The sequence below is a fragment of the Candidatus Berkiella cookevillensis genome, from assembly GCF_001431315.2.
GTDB classification, from domain to species: Bacteria; Pseudomonadota; Gammaproteobacteria; order Berkiellales; family Berkiellaceae; genus Berkiella_A; species Berkiella_A cookevillensis.
Window position 1 is genome coordinate 819,082 of sequence record NZ_LKHV02000001.1, and the last position, 21,746, is coordinate 840,827.

15 protein-coding genes and 1 pseudogene are annotated in these 21,746 nt (G+C 38.3%); 9 read left to right on the top strand and 7 right to left on the bottom strand.

Annotated elements, in window-relative coordinates; all coding sequences use genetic code 11:
* Positions 1-96 precede the first annotated feature (96 nt).
* The 4 genes from CC99x_RS03665 (at position 97) to hemH (ending at position 4,333) form a co-directional block, all read left to right on the top strand.
* Positions 97-1,152, top strand: coding sequence for a linear amide C-N hydrolase (locus CC99x_RS03665; RefSeq protein ID WP_077065485.1), 1,056 nt, complete (start codon positions 97-99; stop codon positions 1,150-1,152).
* Between the two features lie 131 nt (positions 1,153-1,283).
* A complete protein-coding gene (locus CC99x_RS03670) occupies positions 1,284-1,502 on the top strand; it encodes a DUF2835 family protein (protein ID WP_057625342.1) in 219 nt (72 codons plus the stop codon).
* Between the two features lie 97 nt (positions 1,503-1,599).
* Positions 1,600-3,234: a hypothetical protein gene (locus tag CC99x_RS03675; RefSeq protein ID WP_057625341.1), complete on the top strand. Its 1,635-nt coding sequence runs from the start codon at positions 1,600-1,602 to the stop codon at positions 3,232-3,234.
* A gap of 1 nt (position 3,235) precedes the next feature.
* Positions 3,236-4,333, top strand: coding sequence for a ferrochelatase (hemH, locus tag CC99x_RS03680; protein WP_083477403.1), 1,098 nt, complete (start codon positions 3,236-3,238; stop codon positions 4,331-4,333).
* Here the strand turns inward: hemH and CC99x_RS03685 are convergent.
* Positions 4,248-5,441 (bottom strand): M48 family metalloprotease, encoded by a 1,194-nt coding sequence (locus tag CC99x_RS03685; RefSeq protein ID WP_057625340.1) that lies wholly within the window; start codon positions 5,439-5,441, stop codon positions 4,248-4,250. The genes hemH and CC99x_RS03685 overlap by 86 nt on opposite strands.
* A gap of 588 nt (positions 5,442-6,029) precedes the next feature.
* Here CC99x_RS03685 and CC99x_RS03690 point away from each other — a divergent pair.
* Positions 6,030-10,922, top strand: coding sequence for an NAD-glutamate dehydrogenase (locus tag CC99x_RS03690; protein ID WP_057625339.1), 4,893 nt, complete (start codon positions 6,030-6,032; stop codon positions 10,920-10,922).
* Positions 10,922-11,950 carry a dihydroorotate dehydrogenase (quinone) gene (pyrD, locus tag CC99x_RS03695; protein WP_057625338.1) on the top strand — a complete coding sequence of 343 codons (1,029 nt, stop codon included), beginning with the start codon at positions 10,922-10,924 and terminating at the stop codon, positions 11,948-11,950. Before CC99x_RS03690 ends, pyrD begins: the two co-directional genes overlap by 1 nt.
* A gap of 93 nt (positions 11,951-12,043) precedes the next feature.
* On the opposite strand, the gene CC99x_RS03700 is transcribed toward pyrD, so the two are convergent.
* The 4 genes from CC99x_RS03700 to CC99x_RS03715 form a co-directional block, all read right to left on the bottom strand.
* Positions 12,044-12,523, bottom strand: coding sequence for a hypothetical protein (locus CC99x_RS03700; RefSeq protein WP_057625337.1), 480 nt, complete (start codon positions 12,521-12,523; stop codon positions 12,044-12,046).
* A gap of 108 nt (positions 12,524-12,631) precedes the next feature.
* Complete coding sequence (locus CC99x_RS03705; RefSeq protein ID WP_259596574.1) at positions 12,632-12,769, bottom strand: hypothetical protein; 138 nt, start codon at positions 12,767-12,769, stop codon at positions 12,632-12,634.
* Between the two features lie 11 nt (positions 12,770-12,780).
* Positions 12,781-13,524 carry a transposase family protein gene (locus CC99x_RS03710; RefSeq protein ID WP_259596588.1) on the bottom strand — a complete coding sequence of 248 codons (744 nt, stop codon included), beginning with the start codon at positions 13,522-13,524 and terminating at the stop codon, positions 12,781-12,783.
* Positions 13,484-13,939, bottom strand: a complete 456-nt coding sequence (locus CC99x_RS03715; RefSeq protein WP_057625658.1) for a hypothetical protein — start codon at positions 13,937-13,939, stop codon at positions 13,484-13,486. The genes CC99x_RS03710 and CC99x_RS03715 overlap by 41 nt, the downstream gene beginning before the upstream one ends.
* 176 nt (positions 13,940-14,115) lie before the next feature.
* Here CC99x_RS03715 and CC99x_RS03720 point away from each other — a divergent pair, with 176 nt between their 5' ends.
* Positions 14,116-15,663: a hypothetical protein gene (locus CC99x_RS03720; protein WP_057625264.1), complete on the top strand. Its 1,548-nt coding sequence runs from the start codon at positions 14,116-14,118 to the stop codon at positions 15,661-15,663.
* Positions 15,664-15,685: 22 nt separating this feature from the next.
* Here the strand turns inward: CC99x_RS03720 and CC99x_RS03725 are convergent, their stop codons facing one another.
* Both CC99x_RS03725 and CC99x_RS03730 read right to left on the bottom strand, forming a co-directional pair.
* Positions 15,686-17,755 carry a spermidine synthase gene (locus CC99x_RS03725; RefSeq protein ID WP_057625263.1) on the bottom strand — a complete coding sequence of 690 codons (2,070 nt, stop codon included), beginning with the start codon at positions 17,753-17,755 and terminating at the stop codon, positions 15,686-15,688.
* A 166-nt stretch (positions 17,756-17,921) separates the two neighbouring features.
* Positions 17,922-18,677: pseudogene (locus tag CC99x_RS03730) on the bottom strand (ParA family protein); the annotation flags it as partial.
* Positions 18,678-18,802: 125 nt separating this feature from the next.
* On the opposite strand from CC99x_RS03730, the gene CC99x_RS03735 reads away from it, so the two are divergent.
* Together CC99x_RS03735 and CC99x_RS03740 are read left to right on the top strand one after the other, a co-directional pair.
* Positions 18,803-20,680: a 2-oxoacid:acceptor oxidoreductase subunit alpha gene (locus tag CC99x_RS03735; protein ID WP_057625262.1), complete on the top strand. Its 1,878-nt coding sequence runs from the start codon at positions 18,803-18,805 to the stop codon at positions 20,678-20,680.
* 12 nt (positions 20,681-20,692) lie between these two features.
* Positions 20,693-21,712, top strand: a complete 1,020-nt coding sequence (locus CC99x_RS03740; protein WP_057625261.1) for a 2-oxoacid:ferredoxin oxidoreductase subunit beta — start codon at positions 20,693-20,695, stop codon at positions 21,710-21,712.
* The last annotated feature ends 34 nt before the right edge of the window (positions 21,713-21,746 follow it).

Consider the following 21,746-nt stretch of genomic DNA (forward strand, 5'->3'; position numbering starts at 1 on the left):
TGCTTTAGGGTATATGTGATGCTGCGCTTATATCCGCATTTAAATGGAGCAGCTATTGTTAACAGCAACTCCAACGCTAACACACAGGTGCCTTAAATGCTGAAATTCATATACGCCCTTACCACCTTAACCATTGCTGCGCTAATGATGCTCCCTGAGGTTGTTGCTTGCACACGGATTGTCTATCACGGACCGGATGGACGAAACATAACAGGCCGTAACATGGATTTTAAAGATCCAATGGTCAGTAATTTATGGGTTTTTCCGCGCGGAATGGAGCGGCACGGAGTTGCCGGCGAGCGTTCGCTGAAATGGACATCGAAATATGGCAGTTTGGCTGTTTCTGGTTATGATATATCCACAGTTGATGGCATGAATGAAGCAGGCATGAATGCTAGTCTGTTATGGCTGAACGCTACAAGCTTTCCCAAAGATGACGGTAAAACGCCGCGTATGTCGCTTGCTATATGGGCGCAATTTTATCTTGACCAGTTCGCAACGGTTGCAGAAGCCGTTGCTTACACACGCAATAATCCTATAGATGTGGTAAGTGGGGAAGTTCCAGGTCGGCCCGGAAACCTTGCACCGCTGCACCTGACGCTTTCGGACGTGACTGGCGATAGTGCGATTCTTGAATGGATCGACGGTAAGCTGGATATTCATCATCATCGCACCTATCAGGTGGTAACAAACGATCCACCCTATAACGAACAGCTTGCCAATCAGAAATACTGGAGCGCGATTGACCCGCTTAAATTCCTGCCCGGTAGCGGCCGTTCCGAAGATCGTTTCGTGCGCGCTGGTTTCTACGTCAATGCTGTAACCCAAAGCGCCGATCCACGAATTGCTGCTGCGGCTGTGTTCAGTGTAATTCGCAACGTTTCTGCTCCTTATGGGGTGAGTATTCCTGAAGCGCCTAATCTTTCTACAACCCGCTGGCGCGTTGTCGCCGACCACAAGAACAAACGATTTTATGGTGAGTCTGCTACATCACCTAATATTTTTTGGGTGGATCTGGAAAAGCTTGACTTCACCAAGGGTGCGTCCGTACAAAAACTTGACCTTGGAGTGGATATGAACCGCGTTCTAACAGGAGAATCATCTGACCAGTTTGTTGTGGAAAAACCATTCGATTTTATGGCTACACAATAGCATTGCAGTCTGTCTTTACAAAGGTGTTGTATTTTTTGTAAATAGAAATGAAAGTATTGTAGAGGTAGGTCACTGTGCCCGCCCGTCAAAGATTCAAAAAAGCTGTAATGCTAAAGATGGATTGAATAGGCATGAACAAAATTATCGTTGAATTGAATATCAGCAAAGACAAAGTGATGGAATATTACAAAGGCCATGCTCAATCTGTTATTGCTCATACTCTTGAGGGAAAAACCGTTAAATTCCCCGCGCAGTATCTCCGTTCCATCGTAGGGACAGAGGGAGTAGTGGGATTTTTTGAAATTCAATATGATAACAGTGGCAAGCTATATAGCATTCAAAAAATGTAGCTCCCAAGTTTAAGTTGTTTAATATATACAAAGCTATTAAACTTAGCTGTCAAAGTGATTTTTTATAGAAAACTAACTAATTTGGATTTAATATATAATGATTCAAGGTGCTTCCCCTTTCTTTCAACAAATAACTGATTTTATTACCAAAACATTTGACGATGAATTGCATCTCAGTGATGCACAAGTTGAACAATTACTTTGGTGTGTTCATGATAGCTCTACACCTGAACAAGGCGTGGTAAACATTACTGAGCCACGATTTATTGAAGTTAAAAGAGCATTATCGCGCTTACATAGTTTAGAAAGAATTTTGGCGAAGCAAGCAGGATACTTGTCTTTCATTCAGTCTCAAAAAACAGAAGATGATTTTAATAAGCCCTTAACACAAATAGGTTTTCAATATTTTAGCGATAAATTTGCTGCCTTTGATCCTTTGTTTATTGATGTATTAAAAACTGCAACCATTATTAATTCAACTTCCCTGTCTCCCAACGCTCGTAAAAAAGCCAATGAAGTTTTAGGCGTAAATAATTATACAGTTGATAGCGTCTTTTTTATGGCAGATTGCTTTAAAGATTTTGAGCAGGCAAAAGCTATATTTCCTTTAATTAGTAATTTATTAGCAAAATATCCAGAGGCTGAGCAACAAGCAAGAATTTCTAAATTACTCACCAACGTATTTTTACCCATGCATTATCGTCATATGATGTATACTGAGGGTAATCAGAATATGTTCACCCAAATGCGGGCGCTTATCAAAGAGAACAAATTTGATGAAGAATCGCAACAAATATGGTGGGCTTTTTGGATAACGAATATAACAGGCTTTAGAGGACATATTGAGTCTAAAGGTGCATTTTACTTAACAGAAAATACCTACCAAGCGATTAAAGCCTTAGATGCAGAACTGCAAGAACTCTTTCAAGATCACACACATGATGTATTGAGTGCGTATTTAGCAACAAGAGCGAAGGGTTTAGCTTTAGATAGATTTTCTCTCAGTGCCAGAGAGTTGCAAGTTTTAGCACACATTGGGGCAATGCTAAGGCTATTTAGCCCAATGGAAGGAGAATCCCTTTATGCGGGTTTTTGTTTAATCCCTGTTGAGCAGCGTGCGAAATTGATAGAGGCATTTTTTCAGGCAATTGATCCAAATATGCCCACACCTACTTATGCCCCCGCATTATTTAGCAATATCATGGATTGGCGCAAACAAGGATATCCCCAAGATAGTGTTCTTAAAAGTGCGGTTATACATGAAAATGCAAAGCAGTTAAAAAGCATGGCGAATAACCTGATGCACGGTTTATCCATTGTGGATGTTGTGGGTATTTTGCCGGCTTATTTAAAAGCATTTGTGGAATACCAAGTTTTAAGAACAGAAGGAAAAATAGATCCCAAATTACCACTGTGCTTTAAAATAACTGCAGTAAAAGAACAAATTGCAGAGATTTATGGGGATTTGCCACTATCAAAAACCTTAAATATCTTTAGTCAAGTAGATATCGTCATTGATACAGCAACAGGAAATGTGAGTTTGCAAAAGAAGCCTCAGCTTGAGTTGAAAGAGGATGCAGATCTTGTGCTGGGTCAGCCACGCATTGTTGTTTTTACGCCTAGTTTCGATAAAGATGCTGAGACAAAAGTGCAGCTGAAAGAAGTATCAGAGTCTCAGGTTGTGAAAACATCTCAAGAGCAAAAGAAAAAAGCAGGAGCAAAACTTGTTTGAAATGCCCATTAGCAAAAAGACAGGAATTTTATTAATTAATGTAGGTACTCCTGCTAGCCCAGATACTGCTTCTGTCCGCAAGTATTTAGCAGAGTTCTTAATGGATAAAAGAGTGGTGTCCATGCCCACTCTTTTACGTTTTTGTTTGGTATATGGCCTCATTTTGCCGTTTCGTTCTTCAAAATCTGCGCATGCTTATCAAAGTGTATGGGATGAAAATAAAGGTTCACCTTTATTGAGCATTAGCCAATCTTTTACAGAGAAACTGCAACAGCATCTAGGCGAAAAATATGTGGTTGCATTGGGTATGCGCTATGGTAGTCCCAGTATTGCAACTGCGCTTGATACATTACGTGCTCAGCAAGTCGATAAAATCATTGTGGCTCCTCTTTATCCACAATATGCCAGTGCCACCACAAGTTCTGCCTTCGAAGCTGTTTTTGATGGTTTGAAGCAGCAAAGTATTTTTCCTGTTTTAAAGACCATAGATGCTTTTTATTATCGTCAGGAATATATTCAAGCAAAAGCCAATGTTATAAGGCCATTTTTAAAGGAAAAGTGGGATAGTATTTTGTTTAGTTATCATGGCTTGCCTTTTGCGCAAGTGAAACAATCTGAAGCAAACACACCTGTAAATTGTGATAAAAACTTAGCTTGCCCCACCATAAATAAAGTGAATCGAAATTGTTATCGAGCACAATGTTATCAAACCACAGAATTATTGGCGAAAGCGCTTGGTTTGGCAGCAAGTGATTACGGCGTAAGTTTTCAGTCTCGTGTTGGTAAGAATCGTTGGATAGGACCTGATACTGAATCAGCACTCAAAACATTGATTCAGCAAGGTAAAAAGAATGTATTGGTAGTTTGCCCTTCTTTCGTTGCAGATTGCCTTGAAACCTTAGAAGAGATCAGTTTGCGTGCAAAAGAATTGTGGTTATCATTGGGAGGAGAGTCACTAACAGCTATTCCTTGTTTAAATGACTCTCCAGAGTGGGTGGCATCTTTTGCAAAAATTATTTTATCCGAGTCAATCGATTCAATGCATTTTGCGCAACCTCTGTCGGCAGCAATTTCTGTGACTGTTTCAGATCTTGCTTAGATTGGTCGTGCTGCTTCAATTTTTCGTAGCTTAAGCCGCGTTGTAGATAGTAGTAAAAATAGCTGCTATCTCTATTGATTGCTTGCGTATACCATTTTACGGCTTCTGTTGGATTATTTTCTGCGGCATAAACATCTGCTTTCAAGGCATAGAATAATGCTTCTTTGGGTTCAGTTTTAATGGCTTTTTCAGCAAAGCTTAAAGCAGAACTGTAATCCTTTTTATCTAGTTTCTTGCGGCCTTCATCATAGGCATCGTAGGCGGGCTGTCTTTTCTTCAGTAAAGCAATTTTTTTCTGATAAACTTCTTTGCCCATGGTGAGATTTGTTTGTGGGAAAGTTTGTGCGTAAACCGCATTTGCTTTTGCACGCTCCTGAGAGGGGGGATGCGAAGAAAATAGCCCTTCTAGCCAGCTGGAATTTTTATTATCCATCAATCGGACAAAGGTTTCTTGCAGTTGTACGGCTGCTTTGGGATCGTATCCAGCCTTTACCATTGTATCGATACCATAGTGATCCGCTTCTCGTTCTGCATCTCGACCATATTTCTGTGACAGCAGTCCAATGGTTGCCGCTGCACCTGCCATTCCAATGCTTTGAGCGGTTTCATTATCTGATTTAGTAATTAAGATAGCCTGAACTAAGCCTAAACCTGCTGCCCAAGCCATTTGGCGTTCCATGGATTTTGCGCCATGGCGAGCAGTTGCATGTGTAATTTCATGACCTAATACAGCTGCTAGTTCTGCTTCAGATTGTAAATGAATGAGTAATCCACGGTTGATAGATATTTTCCCGCCAGGAAGTGCCCAAGCATTAGGTGTTGAGTCATTTAAAACGACAAATTCAAAAGGTAGGCTATTGCGTTCACTGACCTTGGCTAAGCGTTGGCCTACGCTCTGTACATAGGTAGTGAGTTCTGGATCAATGACATATTTACCCCCACTCATTTGCTGTGCTAAGGGGTAGTGTTCATTGCCGATAGCAACTTCTTTATTTTGGCTAACTAAATGAAGCTCAGACTGTTTGGTCACAGGGTTTTGTGCACAGCCTATAAGTAATGCGCTTGCGCCGAAAATCATCGAGCGGATAAGCTTTGAGGCAGAGATCATGTTGGATACCATACGTAGTTAATGACACTGAGATTTTCAACAGAATCAAAAAAATTGTCAATAACTAAGGTTCTTGAAAATCATTCAACTAACATTTTTTGGGATTCTGCATCTACTGCTCTTTTTTTTAAAGTAACAAAAATGGACAACAATTGTGCAATAGAGTTAAGGCTATTGTAGGAATAATGATGTCAGGGAAGCTTATATAGGGTCAGGATCTATAGATATAATAACGCTAGCCGATATACCCTTCAGATATCTTCGGTGTTGTTGGCTTCGTGTATCTCACAATAGTCATGTATTTTGTATACACTCCTATTGTTCGAACACTCGCCACCTAGCCGACATTGTGCCCTTTACGGGTAAGATTCATCTGTTGTGAGTATATATATGTTTTCACAATAATTTGAACAGCTGTGTAAATAATGGGTGTGGGATCATCAATTTTTTTAATTGCTATTTTTCTGACTTAAAAATTCTGTCGATACTTTAAAATCGTACATATATTGCATAAAACATTAAGCATGGTAGTCTTTGCAGTTAGAAAATAAAGTTAATAATTTAAGAGCCTGGAAAGGATAAAAGAACATGACTCGTCGCCAAGAAGAAACTAGAGATCAACTGATTTTGCGTGTCATCAAGCATGTCGAGGAAAAATTACCTGTCTCAGAGGCTAAGCTTTTATCGGAGTTTATTAAGCGCTATGCCGCAACGGCTGCGCCAGAGGATATAAACCAGCGTAGTGTGATTGATTTGTATGGTGCTTTTGTTTCACATTGGCAGTTTATTAATCATGCAAAGTCTAACCAGCATTATGTCAGAGTTTATAACCCGCAGTTTGAACAACATGGTTGGCAGTCAACGCATACGGTGATAGAGATTATCCATCCCGATATGCCTTTTATTCTTGAATCTATTCGTATTGTTTTAAATAGAATTGGATTGAACATACATATTATTCTGCATATTGGTGGTGTGATTTTTGAGCGTAATGAAAAAGGTTATATCACTAAAATTAGCGACATCCAAGAAGATAAAGCTAAAAATCATCAAGCAGAAACGCCTATCTTTATTGAAATTGATAGACAGAACGATGCAAAAGTGATCGAGCAGTTAAGGCAATCTATCGATGAGACCTTAACAGAAGTGCGTGCAACTGTGCAGGACTGGCAGCCAATGGTTGCTAAAATGAATGAAACCATTCAACGATTAAAAACATCCAAATTTCAAGAAAAGAAAGAAGAAATTGAAGAAATTGTTGAGTTTTTAGAGTGGGTTAATAACAATCATTTCACTTTTTTAGGTTATTGTCGTCGTGATTTTATAAAGAGTAAGAATACAATTGACTGTCAAGTTAAAAAAGAGTCTACCTTAGGTATTTTAAGCGTATATGCTGACAGCTATTTTGAAGTTTTTGATGATCTTTCTAAGCGTGCAAAAGAAGTTGCATTTTCATCTTATCCGCTTATTGTAGGTAAAACACTGAAGCGTTCCAATGTACATAGACCTGCTTATACAGATTTTGTCAGCATTAAATTATTTGATGAAGAAGGGAATGTTGTTGGAGAAGAGCGATATATTGGTTTATACACAGCAGATGCGTATAACAGAAGTCCTCATAACATTCCTTTGCTGCGCAAAAAAGTAAGCAAGATTTTTGAGCGTGGCAAGATGAGCTATGATAGCTACGATGGTAAATCATTGATGAATATTTTGGAGACTTTTCCAAGAGATGATTTATTTCATGCGTCTGTTACAGAGCTTTATGACATGTCTATGGGCATCTTGCATTTGCAAGAACGTCAGCATATTCGATTGTTTATCCGCAAAGATGATTTTGCGCAGTATTTCTCATGCCTAGTCTTTGTACCCCGGGATAGATTTAATTCTCGATTAAGAGAAAAAATGTCCAATATACTCATGAGAGAGTTGGGGGGCTACAATGTAGAATTTATTACGCATTTTGCAGAATCGATTTTAGCAAGAATTCATTTTGTGATTCGCTTCAAAGAAGACAGCGCTAAAGAATATCATTTGCAAGATTTGCAAAACAAACTGATTCAGGTTGCGCGTACATGGGAAGACAGTACACGGGATACGTTGATCGAGAATTTCGGAGAGGACAAAGGATTACGCTTATATACTAAATATCGTGGTGCATTCCCTGCCGGTTATCGAGAAGAATTTATTTCTCGTACTGCAGTCTTTGATATTAAACATATGGAAAAACTGAATGATGATAACTTATTGGAAATGAGTTTCTATCGTTCTTTAGAAGAATCAGAAGGTACCATTCGTTTTAAATTATTTCACATGGGGAGTGCTGTACCACTATCTGATGTGATTCCAATGTTGGAATGTATGGGAGTGCGCGTTCTGAGTGAACGTCCTCATGAAATAACACCCACAAAAGGAAAGAGTATTTGGATTAATGACTTTGCTATGGTTCATTCTCAAGGTCATGACTTGAATGTAGAGGCATTAAAAGAGGTTTTCCAAGAGGCATTTTATCATATATGGATGCGTCATGCTGAAAGCGATGGTTTTAACCGCTTAGTTTTAGAAGGTGGTTTAAACTGGCGCGAAGTGATGATGTTGCGTGCTTATGCAAAATATATGTGGCAAATAGGCTTTACTTTTTCGCAAGCTTATATAGAAGAAGTGCTAGTTAAAAATGTTTCATTTACAATTGATTTAACGAAGCTCTTTAAGACACGATTTGATCCAAATGTTGCACATGAAGATCGAAATGCAAAAGTTAATGAAATTAGACAAAAACTTAAAAATGACTTAGAAGCGGTTGCTAATATTGACGAAGATCGTATTTTAAGAAAATTTATTGATGTCATTATGGCGACGATCAGAACGAATTTTTATCAAAAATTCAACGGTAAAAAATTACTAAAGGATTACTTATCTTTTAAATTTGATTCAAGTGCCATCCCAGAAATTCCACTGCCAAAGCCAATGTTTGAGGTTTATGTTTACTCTCCTCGGGTAGAGGGTGTGCATTTGCGCGGTGCGAAAGTAGCGCGTGGTGGATTAAGATGGTCTGATAGAAAAGAAGATTTCCGTACGGAAGTATTAGGTTTGATGAAAGCACAACAAGTTAAAAATGCTGTAATCGTACCTTTAGGTGCAAAAGGTGGATTTGTTGCAAAATGCTTGCCAACTCATGGAACTCGAGAGGAAATCTTGGCGGAAGGTATTGCTTGCTATAAGACCTTTATTTCTGGATTACTCGATTTAACAGACAATTTAATTGATAACAAAGTAGTTCCACCTAAAAATGTTGTTAGATATGATGCAGATGATACTTATTTAGTTGTTGCAGCAGATAAAGGTACCGCAAGTTTTTCAGATGTTGCTAATAGTATATCTCGCGAATATAACTTTTGGCTGGGAGATGCTTTTGCCTCTGGTGGTTCTGCTGGCTATGATCATAAGAAAATGGGTATTACTGCAAGAGGTGCTTGGGAATCTGTCAAGAGACATTTCAGAGAATATAATATTGATACTCAAAAGACAGATTTTACGGTGATAGGTATTGGCGACATGGCCGGAGATGTGTTTGGTAACGGTATGCTTTTATCTAAACATATTAAACTGGTTGGTGCTTTTAACCATCAACACATCTTTTTAGATCCTAACCCAGATCCAGAAGCCAGTTATAAGGAACGTTTAAGAATGTTCCAGCTGCCGCGTTCAACATGGGATGACTACAATAAGAAGCTTATTTCTAAAGGGGGTGGGATATTTTCTCGCTCTACGAAGCTCATTACTGTATCGCCAGAAGTTCGCAAATCACTTGGCTTGCAAAAAGAAAAAGTAGTTCCAAATGAATTAATACGAGCAATGTTAAAAGCGCCTGTTGATTTGCTTTGGAATGGTGGTATTGGTACCTATGTGAAAGCATCCTATCAACACAACAGTGAAGTGGGTGATAGAGCAAATGATTCGCTTCGAGTTAACGGCGATGAACTAAGATGTAAAGTCGTTGGTGAGGGGGGGAATTTAGGATTCACACAATTAGGTCGTGTTGAATATGCATTGACAGGTGGAAAGATCAACACTGACGCAATTGATAATTCAGGTGGTGTGGATTGTTCTGATCATGAAGTAAATATCAAAATCTTATTAAATGGTATTATTTCTCAAGGAGATATGACTGAGAAGCAGCGCAATGAATTGTTAGCAGAGATGACAGAGGAAGTTGCAGAGTTAGTTCTGGATAACAATCGTTTTCAAACAGAAGCATTAAGTATTGCTGAGTTTAGATCTGAGAAAAATGTTCAAATGCATTGTCGTTTGATGGAGTATCTGGAAAAACATGCTAACTTAAGCCGTGAAATTGAATACTTGCCAAGTAACGATGTATTGCTTACAAGACAACAAACTATAAATCGTGGTGTGACACGCCCAGAATTAGCTGTTTTATTAGCCTACACTAAGACTTTACTGAAGAGTGAGATTTTAGCTTCTGATGTTCCTGAGGATGCACATATTGCAGAAGATATGGTGACAGCATTTCCTCAAATTTTAAAAACAAAATATCGAAAATACTTATTTGAGCATCGTTTGAAACGTGAGCTCATTGCAATGCAAGTATCGAATATGATTATCAATGACATGGGCATTGGATTTTTGCATCGTCTGCAAGATGAAACGGGTGCATCTGTTCCCAGCATTGTTCGTTGCTATATGGTTTCTCGCGAAGTTTTTAAAGCGCATCAATTTAGAGAGGCAGTTGAAGCCTTGGACTTGATTGTGCCTACGCACATACAAACGCGTATGCTACATGAATTGAACCGATTAGTAAGACGAGGGGCTCGCTGGTTCTTAAGGCATCAAGTCGGTGATATGAATGTACAAGAGGCGATTGATCAATTTAAACCTAAAGTACAAACTGTGCGCGAAAGCTTGCGTCATACCTTACATGGACATGCGGAAGAATATATTCGTGAATATGCCAATGAGTTGATAAAAGATAGCGTTCCAGAAGAGATTGCATTTGCTGCTGCACAAATGAGCGCAATGTTCTCTGCTTTAGATATTGTTGATGCTGCGATGCATTATAAGTTACCTGTGGAATCTGTCATTATTACCTATTATGCCGTTGGTTCTCGCTTGGAGTTAGGTTGGTTTAGAGAGCAAGTAAAACGCCATCAAGTATCCAGTCATTGGGATGCATTAGCCAGAGCGGCAATTCGAGACGATTTGGATAGACAGCAAAGAATCATTACAGTCGCAATCATGTTGATGCATGGTAATGTAGATGATGTAGATGCCAAAATTGATGCGTGGATTACACATCACAAGGTGTTTGCGGATAGATGGCGTCTTATGATTTCTGATCTAAAATCTATTACGAACAGAGATTTCACGATGTTCTCCGTTGCATTGCGTGAATTAATGGAATTAGCACATATTAGCACTTTGGAATGTCAGCGTTTACAAGCGAATAAGGATACAGCTGTTTAATGTTTTTTGCCTATCCTTTATTAAGACCGCTGTTATTTCAATTACCGCCAGAAACTGCCCACCACTTAAGCTTTCAGTTATTGAAAGGCTTAGCGTGGTGGCCAGCCACTCTTTGTTCTTCAGAACAAAAAACAAAATTAGAGAAAAAAATGATGGGGTTAGAAGTACGCAACCTCTTAGGTTTAGCTGCTGGTCTTGATAAAAATGGTGAGTTATTAAAGGTATGGGATAAGCTCGGGTTTGGATTTATTGAGGTAGGTACGGTAACGCCCTTAGCACAAATGGGCAATCCTAAGCCGCGTTTGTTTCGTTTGGTGCAAGATACAGCATTGATTAATCGCTTAGGTTTTAATAATCTTGGGGTTGATACATTAGTAGAGAATATTAGGAGCTACCAAGGACAAGCGCTTTTAGGTGTGAATATTGGTAAAAACAAAGATACTCCCAATGAAAAAGCAGATGAGGATTATTTAACCTGTTTTCATAAGGTAGCACCTTACGCAGATTATATTACCATTAATATATCTTCTCCCAATACGCCTGGCTTAAGAGAATTACAAAAAGCAGATTATTTGAATACTTTGTTACACAAACTCAAAGAAGCACAATCTAAATATAGTTCCACAAAAAAACCTTTACCCATTTGTGTCAAAATTGCACCTGATATAGAAATAAATGATTTAGAAGCAATGTTAGATTCATTTTTGACCTATGAAATTGAAGGTGTTATTGCAACAAATACAACGATTGCGAGAAATCTGAATCTTCAAGACAGCCTGCAGAATGAGCAAGGCGGTTTAAGTGGTGCACCCTTGTTTGAGAAATCGAATCAGATCTTAAGTCATATCAAAGCAACTGTTGGTAAGCGCATGACCTTGATAGGCGTGGGAGGTATAACGGACGGTGCAACGGCTGTTAAAAAGCTTGGTTCGGGTGCTGATTTCTTACAAATATATACGGGTCTTATTTATAAAGGACCCGCCCTGATTAAAGAAATCTTGAGCCAAGTTTCTCATAAAGAATCTTAACCGTATTGTATTATAAAACGTGTAACGTTTCTTTTCATATCTACAAGAGTCGATACATCCTTTGTTTTCTTATACCTAGAGCCAATACGCTCTTTATGAACCAGTTTGATGCATTTGAATCGGTATCTTAGTTTTGAAAATGCTAGGTTTTGTTGTGCATTGTCCTTTAGGCTTTGACTTTGTCCGTACAGGCTTTAAAAGTCTATCGATGGTAGAGCGGCTAATCGATAACAATTTTTCCTTAACTTCATTTTCCAGAGCTCCATGCCTATCTTCATAGCTTGGTAACCAAGCTGGTATCATCGCCTTCAGTTTTAAGCTACAAGGTTGATCTGCAGCAAACCATATCCTTTTTAAAATATCTAAAATGTGACTCTCTTGATACACAGGTTTAGGACCAGAACGCTTTCTTTTTGTTGCAAGACCACGATTTAATATTCTGATGGCATATTTTCTGTTGTACTTACAAACAGCGCAAAATTCATCCAGTATTTTTGTTTTAATTACACGACTAGCAGATGGATACCTGCTTAAAATAGCAATTAAATACGATTTCCTTTCAAATGCCCCCATATTTCACCTCCCGGTTACTTTAAATATTAGGCAACGACCGTTTATTTTCCTTTTTCGGTTACCTTTGATATGAGCCAATTCGCGTACCGTATTGCCTCATAGCAAAACCTAACCCAAGGGGTCGTTCGTTGCCTCATAACTAAAGTAACCGAGAACATTTAATTCAAAGACTTTTATTTTGTTAAAAGCAGATAAAAAACAAACAGTAAGCTCGAGGCCGTTGCTGAATAGATATGCAATATTCATCTTTCTTCTCCTTAGAGTCGTTGCCTCACATTTGAACTAACTTTTATGTGCTTAAATATTTCAACCAATTTTGTTTCTATTATTTTCTTAAGTGTAAACGGATTAAGGGTTGCATGAATAGCCTGTAGTTTTTCTTTTGTGGTATCTGCAACAGAATCTGACTCTAATACCCGCTCATAAGGCGTTTTTGCAGGTTCATATTGTTTCTTGTATTTAGCGCCAATACGCTCTTTGCTTTTTAGCTTCATCGATGGCATGAAGTGATTTTGAAGCAGGCTCCATTCGTTTCGGTATAAATCATTCATCAAAACAACCGTTTTCTTTTTGTCTAGCCTGTCATACCCAAATAGGTTTCGCACATGCGTCCAATTTTTCTGTTCTACATGAGCATTATCATTCTTTTTATAGGGGCGTGAACGTGTAAACTGAACAGGCTTTTCTCTTTTAGTAAAATAATCATGTAATGCATGATTAATAAACTCACCGCCGTTATCACAATCAAACCCTAAAACCTCAAAGGGTAAAACCTTTTCTATATCACTGATACGTTCATAAACAAGGCCACCTTCTTTATTCCACATGGCTCGATTTTCTGTCCAACCTGTAAAAATATCTGTAACGGTTAGACTCCAAGCAAAACGACCAGCAACACTATCGCCACAGTGCGCAACAGTGTCTGCTTCCACATAACCTGGCCGTGTTATATCCCAATGACTAAATTGTATTTGTATATGAGATGCCAGGTTTGGTTGCACAGCGTCCTTTAAGTTTGTTTGTCGCTCGTATAGGCTTTAGTAAGCGATCGATAGTAGCAGGGCTAATTGATAATAGCCGGTGCCTTATTTCAGGTGCTAGAGAGCCATAGGTTGACTCATAGCTTGGCAGCCAGAGTTTAATGATGGGTTTTAGCCTTTTGCCACAGGGTTGGTCGGCGGTAAACCAAATCTGCTTTAATGGCTCTAAGAGGGCGGGTTTATCATACACTGGTTTTAATCCCGCTCTCTTTTTTTCCTTAACTGGTTTCTTCTTTAGTAGCTGAATCGCATATTTTCTATTGTATCCACATACAGCACAAAACTCATTGAGTATTGCACTCTTTTTTGACCTATCAGCATTCACGTATCGCAACAAAATCGCTTGAAGATAGCTCTTTTTTTCTTGATACCCCATATGTGTAACCTCCCGTTCCCTGGTTACTTTTAATATGAGGCAACGAAGCCTACTTTGCGTTCATAGAGTTAGATTTAATTTGAGGCAATTCGCGTACGAACTAGAGCAATTCGAACTTTGAACTAAATCTATTTTTTTTTGTCTTAAAAGTTAACAGATAAGATGAGGATTAGATCATGGTCAATAAAGTTATGGCGTATTCCGCATATATACGTGCATTTAATCACCTTATTAATGGTAATGAAAAAAAAGCTAGAGTAGAGCTCGGTAAATTAAAAGAAACCTGGGGAAAAACAGGCATAAACATTGATATAGATGAGTCTATTCAAAAAATGAATGCAGAAATTAAGCGGCTTAATGAGAAAGGCCTTATAGAATCTTCATTACCAATCTCTAGAAATGAATTAGCAAGTAATCCTTATGTTGATAATGAATATCAGTCCACCAGGCGTAGTAAATCTGTAAAAAGAGAAGTGAGCGGAATGCCAAGATCGCAAAGCGCACCCGACTTACACAATTTAGCTCATGATGATCTCAATTTTGAGTTTGATAAGGACACTAAACTTGGCAGTGGTACCTTGTCATTTAATGATTATACGGATAGTGATATATACGAAGGAGCGACTAAATTACCTGTTTCAGAAATAGAAAGTGGGAATATTACTATTAGTTATAATAATGTTGCTTTCGGTGGCTATGCGCCTAATTTACGGATTGATTTCCGAGCTAAACTTTCATTAATGCACAATAGTGAAGAGAGAGTAGCTGCACTAGATAATTATTTGAATTTAAAAGGAATTATTATCCAGAATAGTCAAGATTTAACGCCTGTAGATTTTGTAAAACAAATCGCAGGGCATATTAATAACGATAATAGTTTGTCTCTAGAAGAGAAAGAAGCCAATTTGGAAGAAATAACAAGAAGAATTACACAAATGATGCTAAATGAAACAGATGTTTCAAATGACTATATGTTGAGTACCAATGAAAAAATTAGAGGTAGAAATTATGGACACGTTGGATCAGCAGGTGGATTAATAAACTCTTTATTTTCCAATGTGGTAATGCATGATAATAAGAATATGCATGGCACTATATCAACAAATGCTTTAATAAAAGCTGGAACAGCGGATTGTCGTGCTACTAATGCTACTTATGCTTCGCTTCTTAACGTTGGTTATGAAGTTATTGCTTCGGATAAACAAGCAAAAATATTGTATACAAAGATGGCGCATGGAACGAACAAAGATGACTTTGCAAACTGTAGTCCCGAAGATCATAATGTTGTTGTTGTAAAAGATAAAAATGATAAGGTAACTGTTTTAGATGCTTATTTCGAGCATGTAAATGGCACATCACTCCGAGATGCAATAAGAGGGACTGTATCAGAAGGCTCATTGAAAAAAGATGAAAATGAAGTAGGTGGTTCAAGAACGTGGGCTTTCCAAATTCCTGGTGCTCCTCCGTACCCAAGTCAACAACAAATTAAAGCAAACTCGGTTGTGTTAAATACCGCTTCGTCTATCGTACCTCGTCCTCTTGAGCCAGTTGCAACAGATGAAAATATAGATCCGAACAAAATAAATGCTCAACAAACGAAAAGACAGGTGTATCTTCCTGAGTTTAAACAGAGTCATTCAGGCCAGCTCCGAAAAGCTGCGCCTTTGGTTGAAGTGGCACCCGAAAAAACTAATGAAAAAACAATGCGTCTTAAAAAACAATAGAAAATTGAACATTAAAAATTTTCTAATTAGGTGGATTCCAGATAATAAGTGGCAACATGCTATTTTCTTTATCTGTCCACAGTAAAGAGCTTTTCGCTTTCTGGGATAAACTGATTGAGTGATCGACTTTATAGAGCCAAGGCGCTAATTCAGGATCGCGAGACAGCAATGCCCAGGTAGAGGGTAATGTACCTTTTTTAAGCTCTCCAGCTGTTTCTACCCAGAAATGCCAGAGTGATTTGTGTTGCGCGAGCGCTTGAGTGATTGGCTTTAGATCAATAAATTTATTTGAAGTATGAAAGGCAATGATGCCATTGGGCTTTAAATGTTGTCGATATAGTTCTAGTGCTTCCACAGTGATTAAATGAAAAGGAATGGAGTCGCCGTTAAAAGCATCAAGGGCAATCAAATCATATTGTTGTGATCCAAGTTGATTTAATATTTCCTGCATTTCAATTCGGCCATCACCTAAATAAAAATTTGTTTTGACTTTTGCATTTTGAATGAAACTAAAATAAGTTTGGCTAATGGATAGCATTTTAGAGTCTATTTCATAGAAATCTATCTGGTCTTTGCTATTACACAGCGCTGCAATAGTACCCGTGCCTAAGCCTACAACAGCTATCTTTAAAGAAGGGGTGCGTTTTCTTAAAAAATGAATGGAATAACCTATACCAGATTTTTTGCCATAATAGGTGGTCGCGATATTTTTATGGAAAGGAGCTAGAAATTGTTTACCATGTATGATTGGCCCATGTACTAAGCGCCTATGGTTATTATCTGGGTGCGTTACAGAATGGACATCTTCTACCCTGATGATACCATAAGCACTTCTGGTTTTTGTTATGAGATGAATATGATTGTTAAACATAGGTTCCAGATGCACTAATCCAAAAGCGCATAGGCTAAGCACGCTACATGATATAGCAAATAAATCCCATTTATGCTGTGTTGTAGCGTATTGCTTATATAATATATATGTACTGATACCAGCAATTATAATAAAGGGAATATAGAAATCCCATAAATCATTAAAGAGCCAATAGCCGCCCAGTGTGACGAAGAGTCCGCCCAGCACACCACCGAGTGACATGATTAAATAAAATAAGGTTAAGTATTGTGTACTTGGTTTGCGTTGAATTAATTCTCCATGGCACAGCATACATACAGAATAGAGTAAAGCTAGAACAACAGTGACTCCATTTAAGAAGTTATTTACAATTGCATTACTGTGTATAGACCATGCTAATAATAAAATCCATATCCCAATAGAGAGCGCCCAGAAGTTTCGGTTATATTGCTTAGGCTTAGCAAAAGTCACTATAAAAGTTACTAAATAGAGTGAGAGTGGCAATATCCAAATAAGAGGCATGTTAATAATATTTTGTAAGATAAAATTAGTGCTGGCCAACATAAAAGCACTGCTGAGTGTGGTAAGCCCCAGCCATAGTAATATAGTTTTATGATTCGGTGCAGCAGTGATTGTGTCTATTTTTTCAACGTATTTAGATTTTAGTCCAAGTAAGGGTAGGGCAGATAAGGTGCACAAAGCAGCAAAGATAAAGTATAAGATATTCCAACCCGCTATTTGTTGATCTAATCTTAGCCACCATTCCAGAGCAAAAGGAAAGCAAAATAAACCTAAGAGAGAACCTGCATTTGAAATAGAATAAAAATAATAAGGAAAATCAGTTCTTTTTATCTGACAGTACCAACTTTGCAATAAGGGACTTGTCGAAGAAAGTAGGGCAAATGGCAGCAAAATTTTGATCGTGAGTAATTGCATTAATATGAGAGGTGGCCACTGTTGAGAATCGGTCAGTGAACTTGGTAAAGTATTATCGATGAAATAAAAAGACAGTGCCAACATGCAGCAATGTACAATAACTTGAAGTTTGAAGCTTTGTTTAGAAAGCAAATAGGCATAAGTGTAACCGAGTAATAAGCCACCTTGAAAAAACAGCATACACACTACCCAAACAAAGACAGAGCCACCAAAAGAGGGAAGTAGACTTTTGGCCAAGACGGGTTGGATAATAAAAATTAAAAAAGCACTTAAGAAGGTTGTGCAAGCGTAGATTATTTTATTCATACATAGCTTAACAATCAGCTGTTTCTAAAACGTTTTTTTCTTCTTCAATTTCTTCAAGTGCATTGGGAGAATTGGAAAAATCATGCTGCGCAATAAAATTATCAGGATTTTCTACAACTTTAGGGCATGAGCGAAAGGCATCAGGTTGCGTAATCTCGCGAGTTTGAAGGGTTTGAAAGATTCTTAAAAATTCAGTCGTGATTTTGTGTTTTTTAGCAAAGTGAATCATAGGTAGCGCACTATCATGTGATTCTCGGATCACGACGCTTGAGGTTAAATAGGTTGGTATGATGGGTAAGCCTTCATTGATAAGTTCATCGACTAATTTTTTGGGTAAGCTTGCTTGTGGCATAAATTGATTGACAATAACGCCTTCAACACGTAAATGTTTATTGTATTTCTCTCTAATATCTGTCACACCTTTAAAGAGATGGTAGATGGCATTACGAGAGAATAAATCGCAATCAAAGGGAATAAGGCAGGTATCCGTTGCAATTAAGGCAGACTGAGTAAAAATATTCATGGCTGGCGGAGTGTCCATAAAAATATTATCAAAGTGGCCACATTGATCGAGTAGATTTCTTAATTTATACATCTTGTGTCGTGTATCCAGCTTTGTCATTAAAAATTCAAGTTCATGACAGCTTGGTAATATGTATAAATTCTTAAAAGGCGTTGCGTGTATATAATTTTGTGCCTGAGATGAGCTAAAGTTGAAATTTAAGATTTCATTAAAATAGTCCGCTAAGGTTGGCTTACAGAGATTGGCTTTGTTGCCTAAGAGATATTGCGTTGAATTTGCTTGTGGATCTAGGTCGACAACGAGTGTTTTTAGCCCTTTTTCGGCGCTGATAGCAGCAAGATTGCAGGTGATTGTCGATTTTCCTACACCGCCTTTTTGGTTAAAAATGACCCTACGCATTCCTTGTCTCCACGCTTATTTTATAAGTGAGTTAGTTAATTGTTTATGACTGTCTGGTATAACCAACTAAAATGGTATAGTATCACATGATTTACTCAATTTTAGTTTTAACCACTTAAAAACATATGCCTACTTTTGAAAAAACCATACTTGAAGCCAAGTCTAATCGCAAGGCCTTAACCCAGGTCGACATCCACTTTGCAGGGGATTCGGGTGACGGTATGCAAGTATTAGGCATGCGTTTTAGCGAAGCCAGCTCTATTGCTGGAAATGATCTTCGAACCTTTCCTGATTATCCTGCAGAAATACGTGCACCACAAGGGACACTTGCAGGTGTCTCAGGCTTTCAGATTAGTTTTTCTTCGCATTCCATTTATACACAAGGCGATCAATTTGATGTATTGGTGGCAATGAATCCTGCTGCATTTACGGTAACCATAGGTGCTTTGAAGAAGGGAGGCATTTTACTGGTTGATGAAGATAAATTTGTTAAAAAAGAATATGAGAAAATTGGTTTTAGTGAAAATCCATTGCTGGCACCTGAAATGCAGCAATTTCGTATCATTGCGATACCTTTGACGCAATTGACACTCAAAAGTGTGGAAAATATAGATTTATCTCGCTCCAAAGCAAGAAAATGCAAAAATATGTTTGTATTGGGTTTATTGTTTTGGCTATACAATCGACCATTAGAGCCGACTAAAAATTGGATTCAACACAGATTTAAAAGTGAACCTGATCTGTTGGCTGCCAATATACAAGCCTTAAGAGCTGGTTATAACTATGCAATAACGACTGAGCTTTTTACAGAGTATTACTCCGTTGAAAAGGCAGAACTTGCCAAAGGTAAATACAGACAAGTAACAGGTAATCAAGCTATTGTGCTGGGATGCCTTGCTGTAGCAGATGAGAATCAACAGTCACTCTTTATGAGTGGTTATCCTATTACACCTGCTTCCGATATTTTGCATGAGATGGCACGATATCCTCATATGGGTGTAAAAACTTTCCAAGCAGAAGATGAAATAGCGGCAGTGGGTGCAGCACTTGGGGCTGCATTTGCGGGTGAACTGGCTTTAACGGCAACCAGTGGTCCAGGGCTTGATTTGATGGGTGAAACCCTTGGCTTGGCAGTGATGGTTGAGTTGCCTTTGGTGGTTATTGATGTACAGCGTGCAGGACCTTCAACAGGGATGCCAACCAAAGTAGAGCAATCAGATTTATTTTTAGCATTATATGGCCGACATGGCGAGTGTCCTGTGCCGGTATTGGCAGCAAAATCAGCCGGTGATTGTTTTGATATGGTGCGATTGGCCTTTAAAATCGCAGTAAAGTATATGACACCCGTTATACTATTATCCGATGCGTATATTGCAAATTGTGCTGAGCCTTGGAAAATTCCTAGCAGTGAGCAGTTAGAGGCTGATACATTAGAAATTCACTACCATCAAGAGAGTGAGAATTTTGCTCCGTATAAAAGAGTATTAGACACTTTGGCAAGAAATTGGGCGATTCCTGGTACACCTGGTCTTGAGCATCGTATTGGCGGACTTGAGAAGAAAGATGTTACGGGTGAAATTAGTTACAGTGCGCAAAATCATGAGCAAATGGTTCGTTTAAGAAGAGAAAAAATAAAACGCGTACAAACTTTATTACCTTCCTTAGAATTAATTGGGGAAGACAGTGGTGATGTGCTTGTTATAGGTTGGGGTAGTACCTATGGTGTGACATTGACAGCTGTACAACAATTGCAACGGCAAGGCCATTCTATTAGCTATGTATCTTTATTGTCTCTGTATCCTTTTCAAGAAGCGTTGGAAGGGTATTTGAAGCAATTTAAGCATATTTTTGTTGTTGAATTAAATGATGGACAAGTCTGCCAACTTATTCGTGCACAATTCTTAGTACCTGCAGTCTCTATTTCAAAAATTCAAGGTAAGCCTTTTCTGGTTCAAGAATTAGTAGATAGATTATCTCAATTCTTTGCGCCAGCATTGTCTTAGTGGGTTATTATTATGCAAAATGAAAAAAAGCTACATCTTCAAAAGCCAATGCTCAACCCACAAGATTTTGCGAGTAACCAAGAGGTGCGGTGGTGTCCGGGCTGTGGTGACTACGCTATTTTAAAAGCAGTGCAACGTGTGCTTTCTCAATTGGATACACCTAAAGAAAATTTTGTATTTGTGTCTGGTATTGGTTGCGCCAGTCGTTTTCCTTATTATTTAAGCACCTATGGATTTCATACTATTCATGGTCGTGCACCTTGTATTGCGACAGGTATAAAATTGGCCAAACCTGAATTGCAAGTTTGGCTTGTGACAGGTGATGGCGATGGTTTGAGTATTGGGGCTAATCATCTAATCCACCTCATGCGCCGCAACGTAAATGTAAAGGTTTTATTATTTAATAACCAAATTTATGGCCTAACCAAAGGTCAATATTCGCCAACTTCCGAAGTAGGTCTTAAAACCAAGTCTTCGCCTTTTGGGGCAATTGAGTCTCCTTTAAATCCTATTATGGTTGCTTTGGCAGCACAATGCAGTTTTGTGGCACGTGGCATTGATATAGATGCTGTGGGGTTGCCAGATATTATGATAAAAGCAGCGAAGCATCAGGGCACAAGCTTTATTGAAATCTATCAAAATTGCCATGTTTTTAATGATGGTGCTTTTGATAGTATCAGAGACAAAGGTGCAAGAGACGCAAATACCATCACCTTAATACCAGGCCAGCCCTTATTATTTGGCAAAGATAGTAAACGTGGATTAATTGTGCACCCACATGGCATAGAAGTGAAAGAAATTGAATCTCAACAAGATTTAGAAAGTATTACAGTGTATGAGTCCAATTTGGCTATGGCGGTGCAATTAGCGTCAATCAAAGATCCCAATGTCCCTGTCCCCATCGGCATTTTTTATCAAGAAGAAAGACCTACTTTCGATGGTCAAATACAAAATCATATTGATAAAGCAAAACAAGACAAAAAAATATCGTTAGAAGAGGTATTAAATCACGGTCATACTTGGGAAATTTAAATAGCCTTCGTAATTGAATGAACCTTGTATAGAG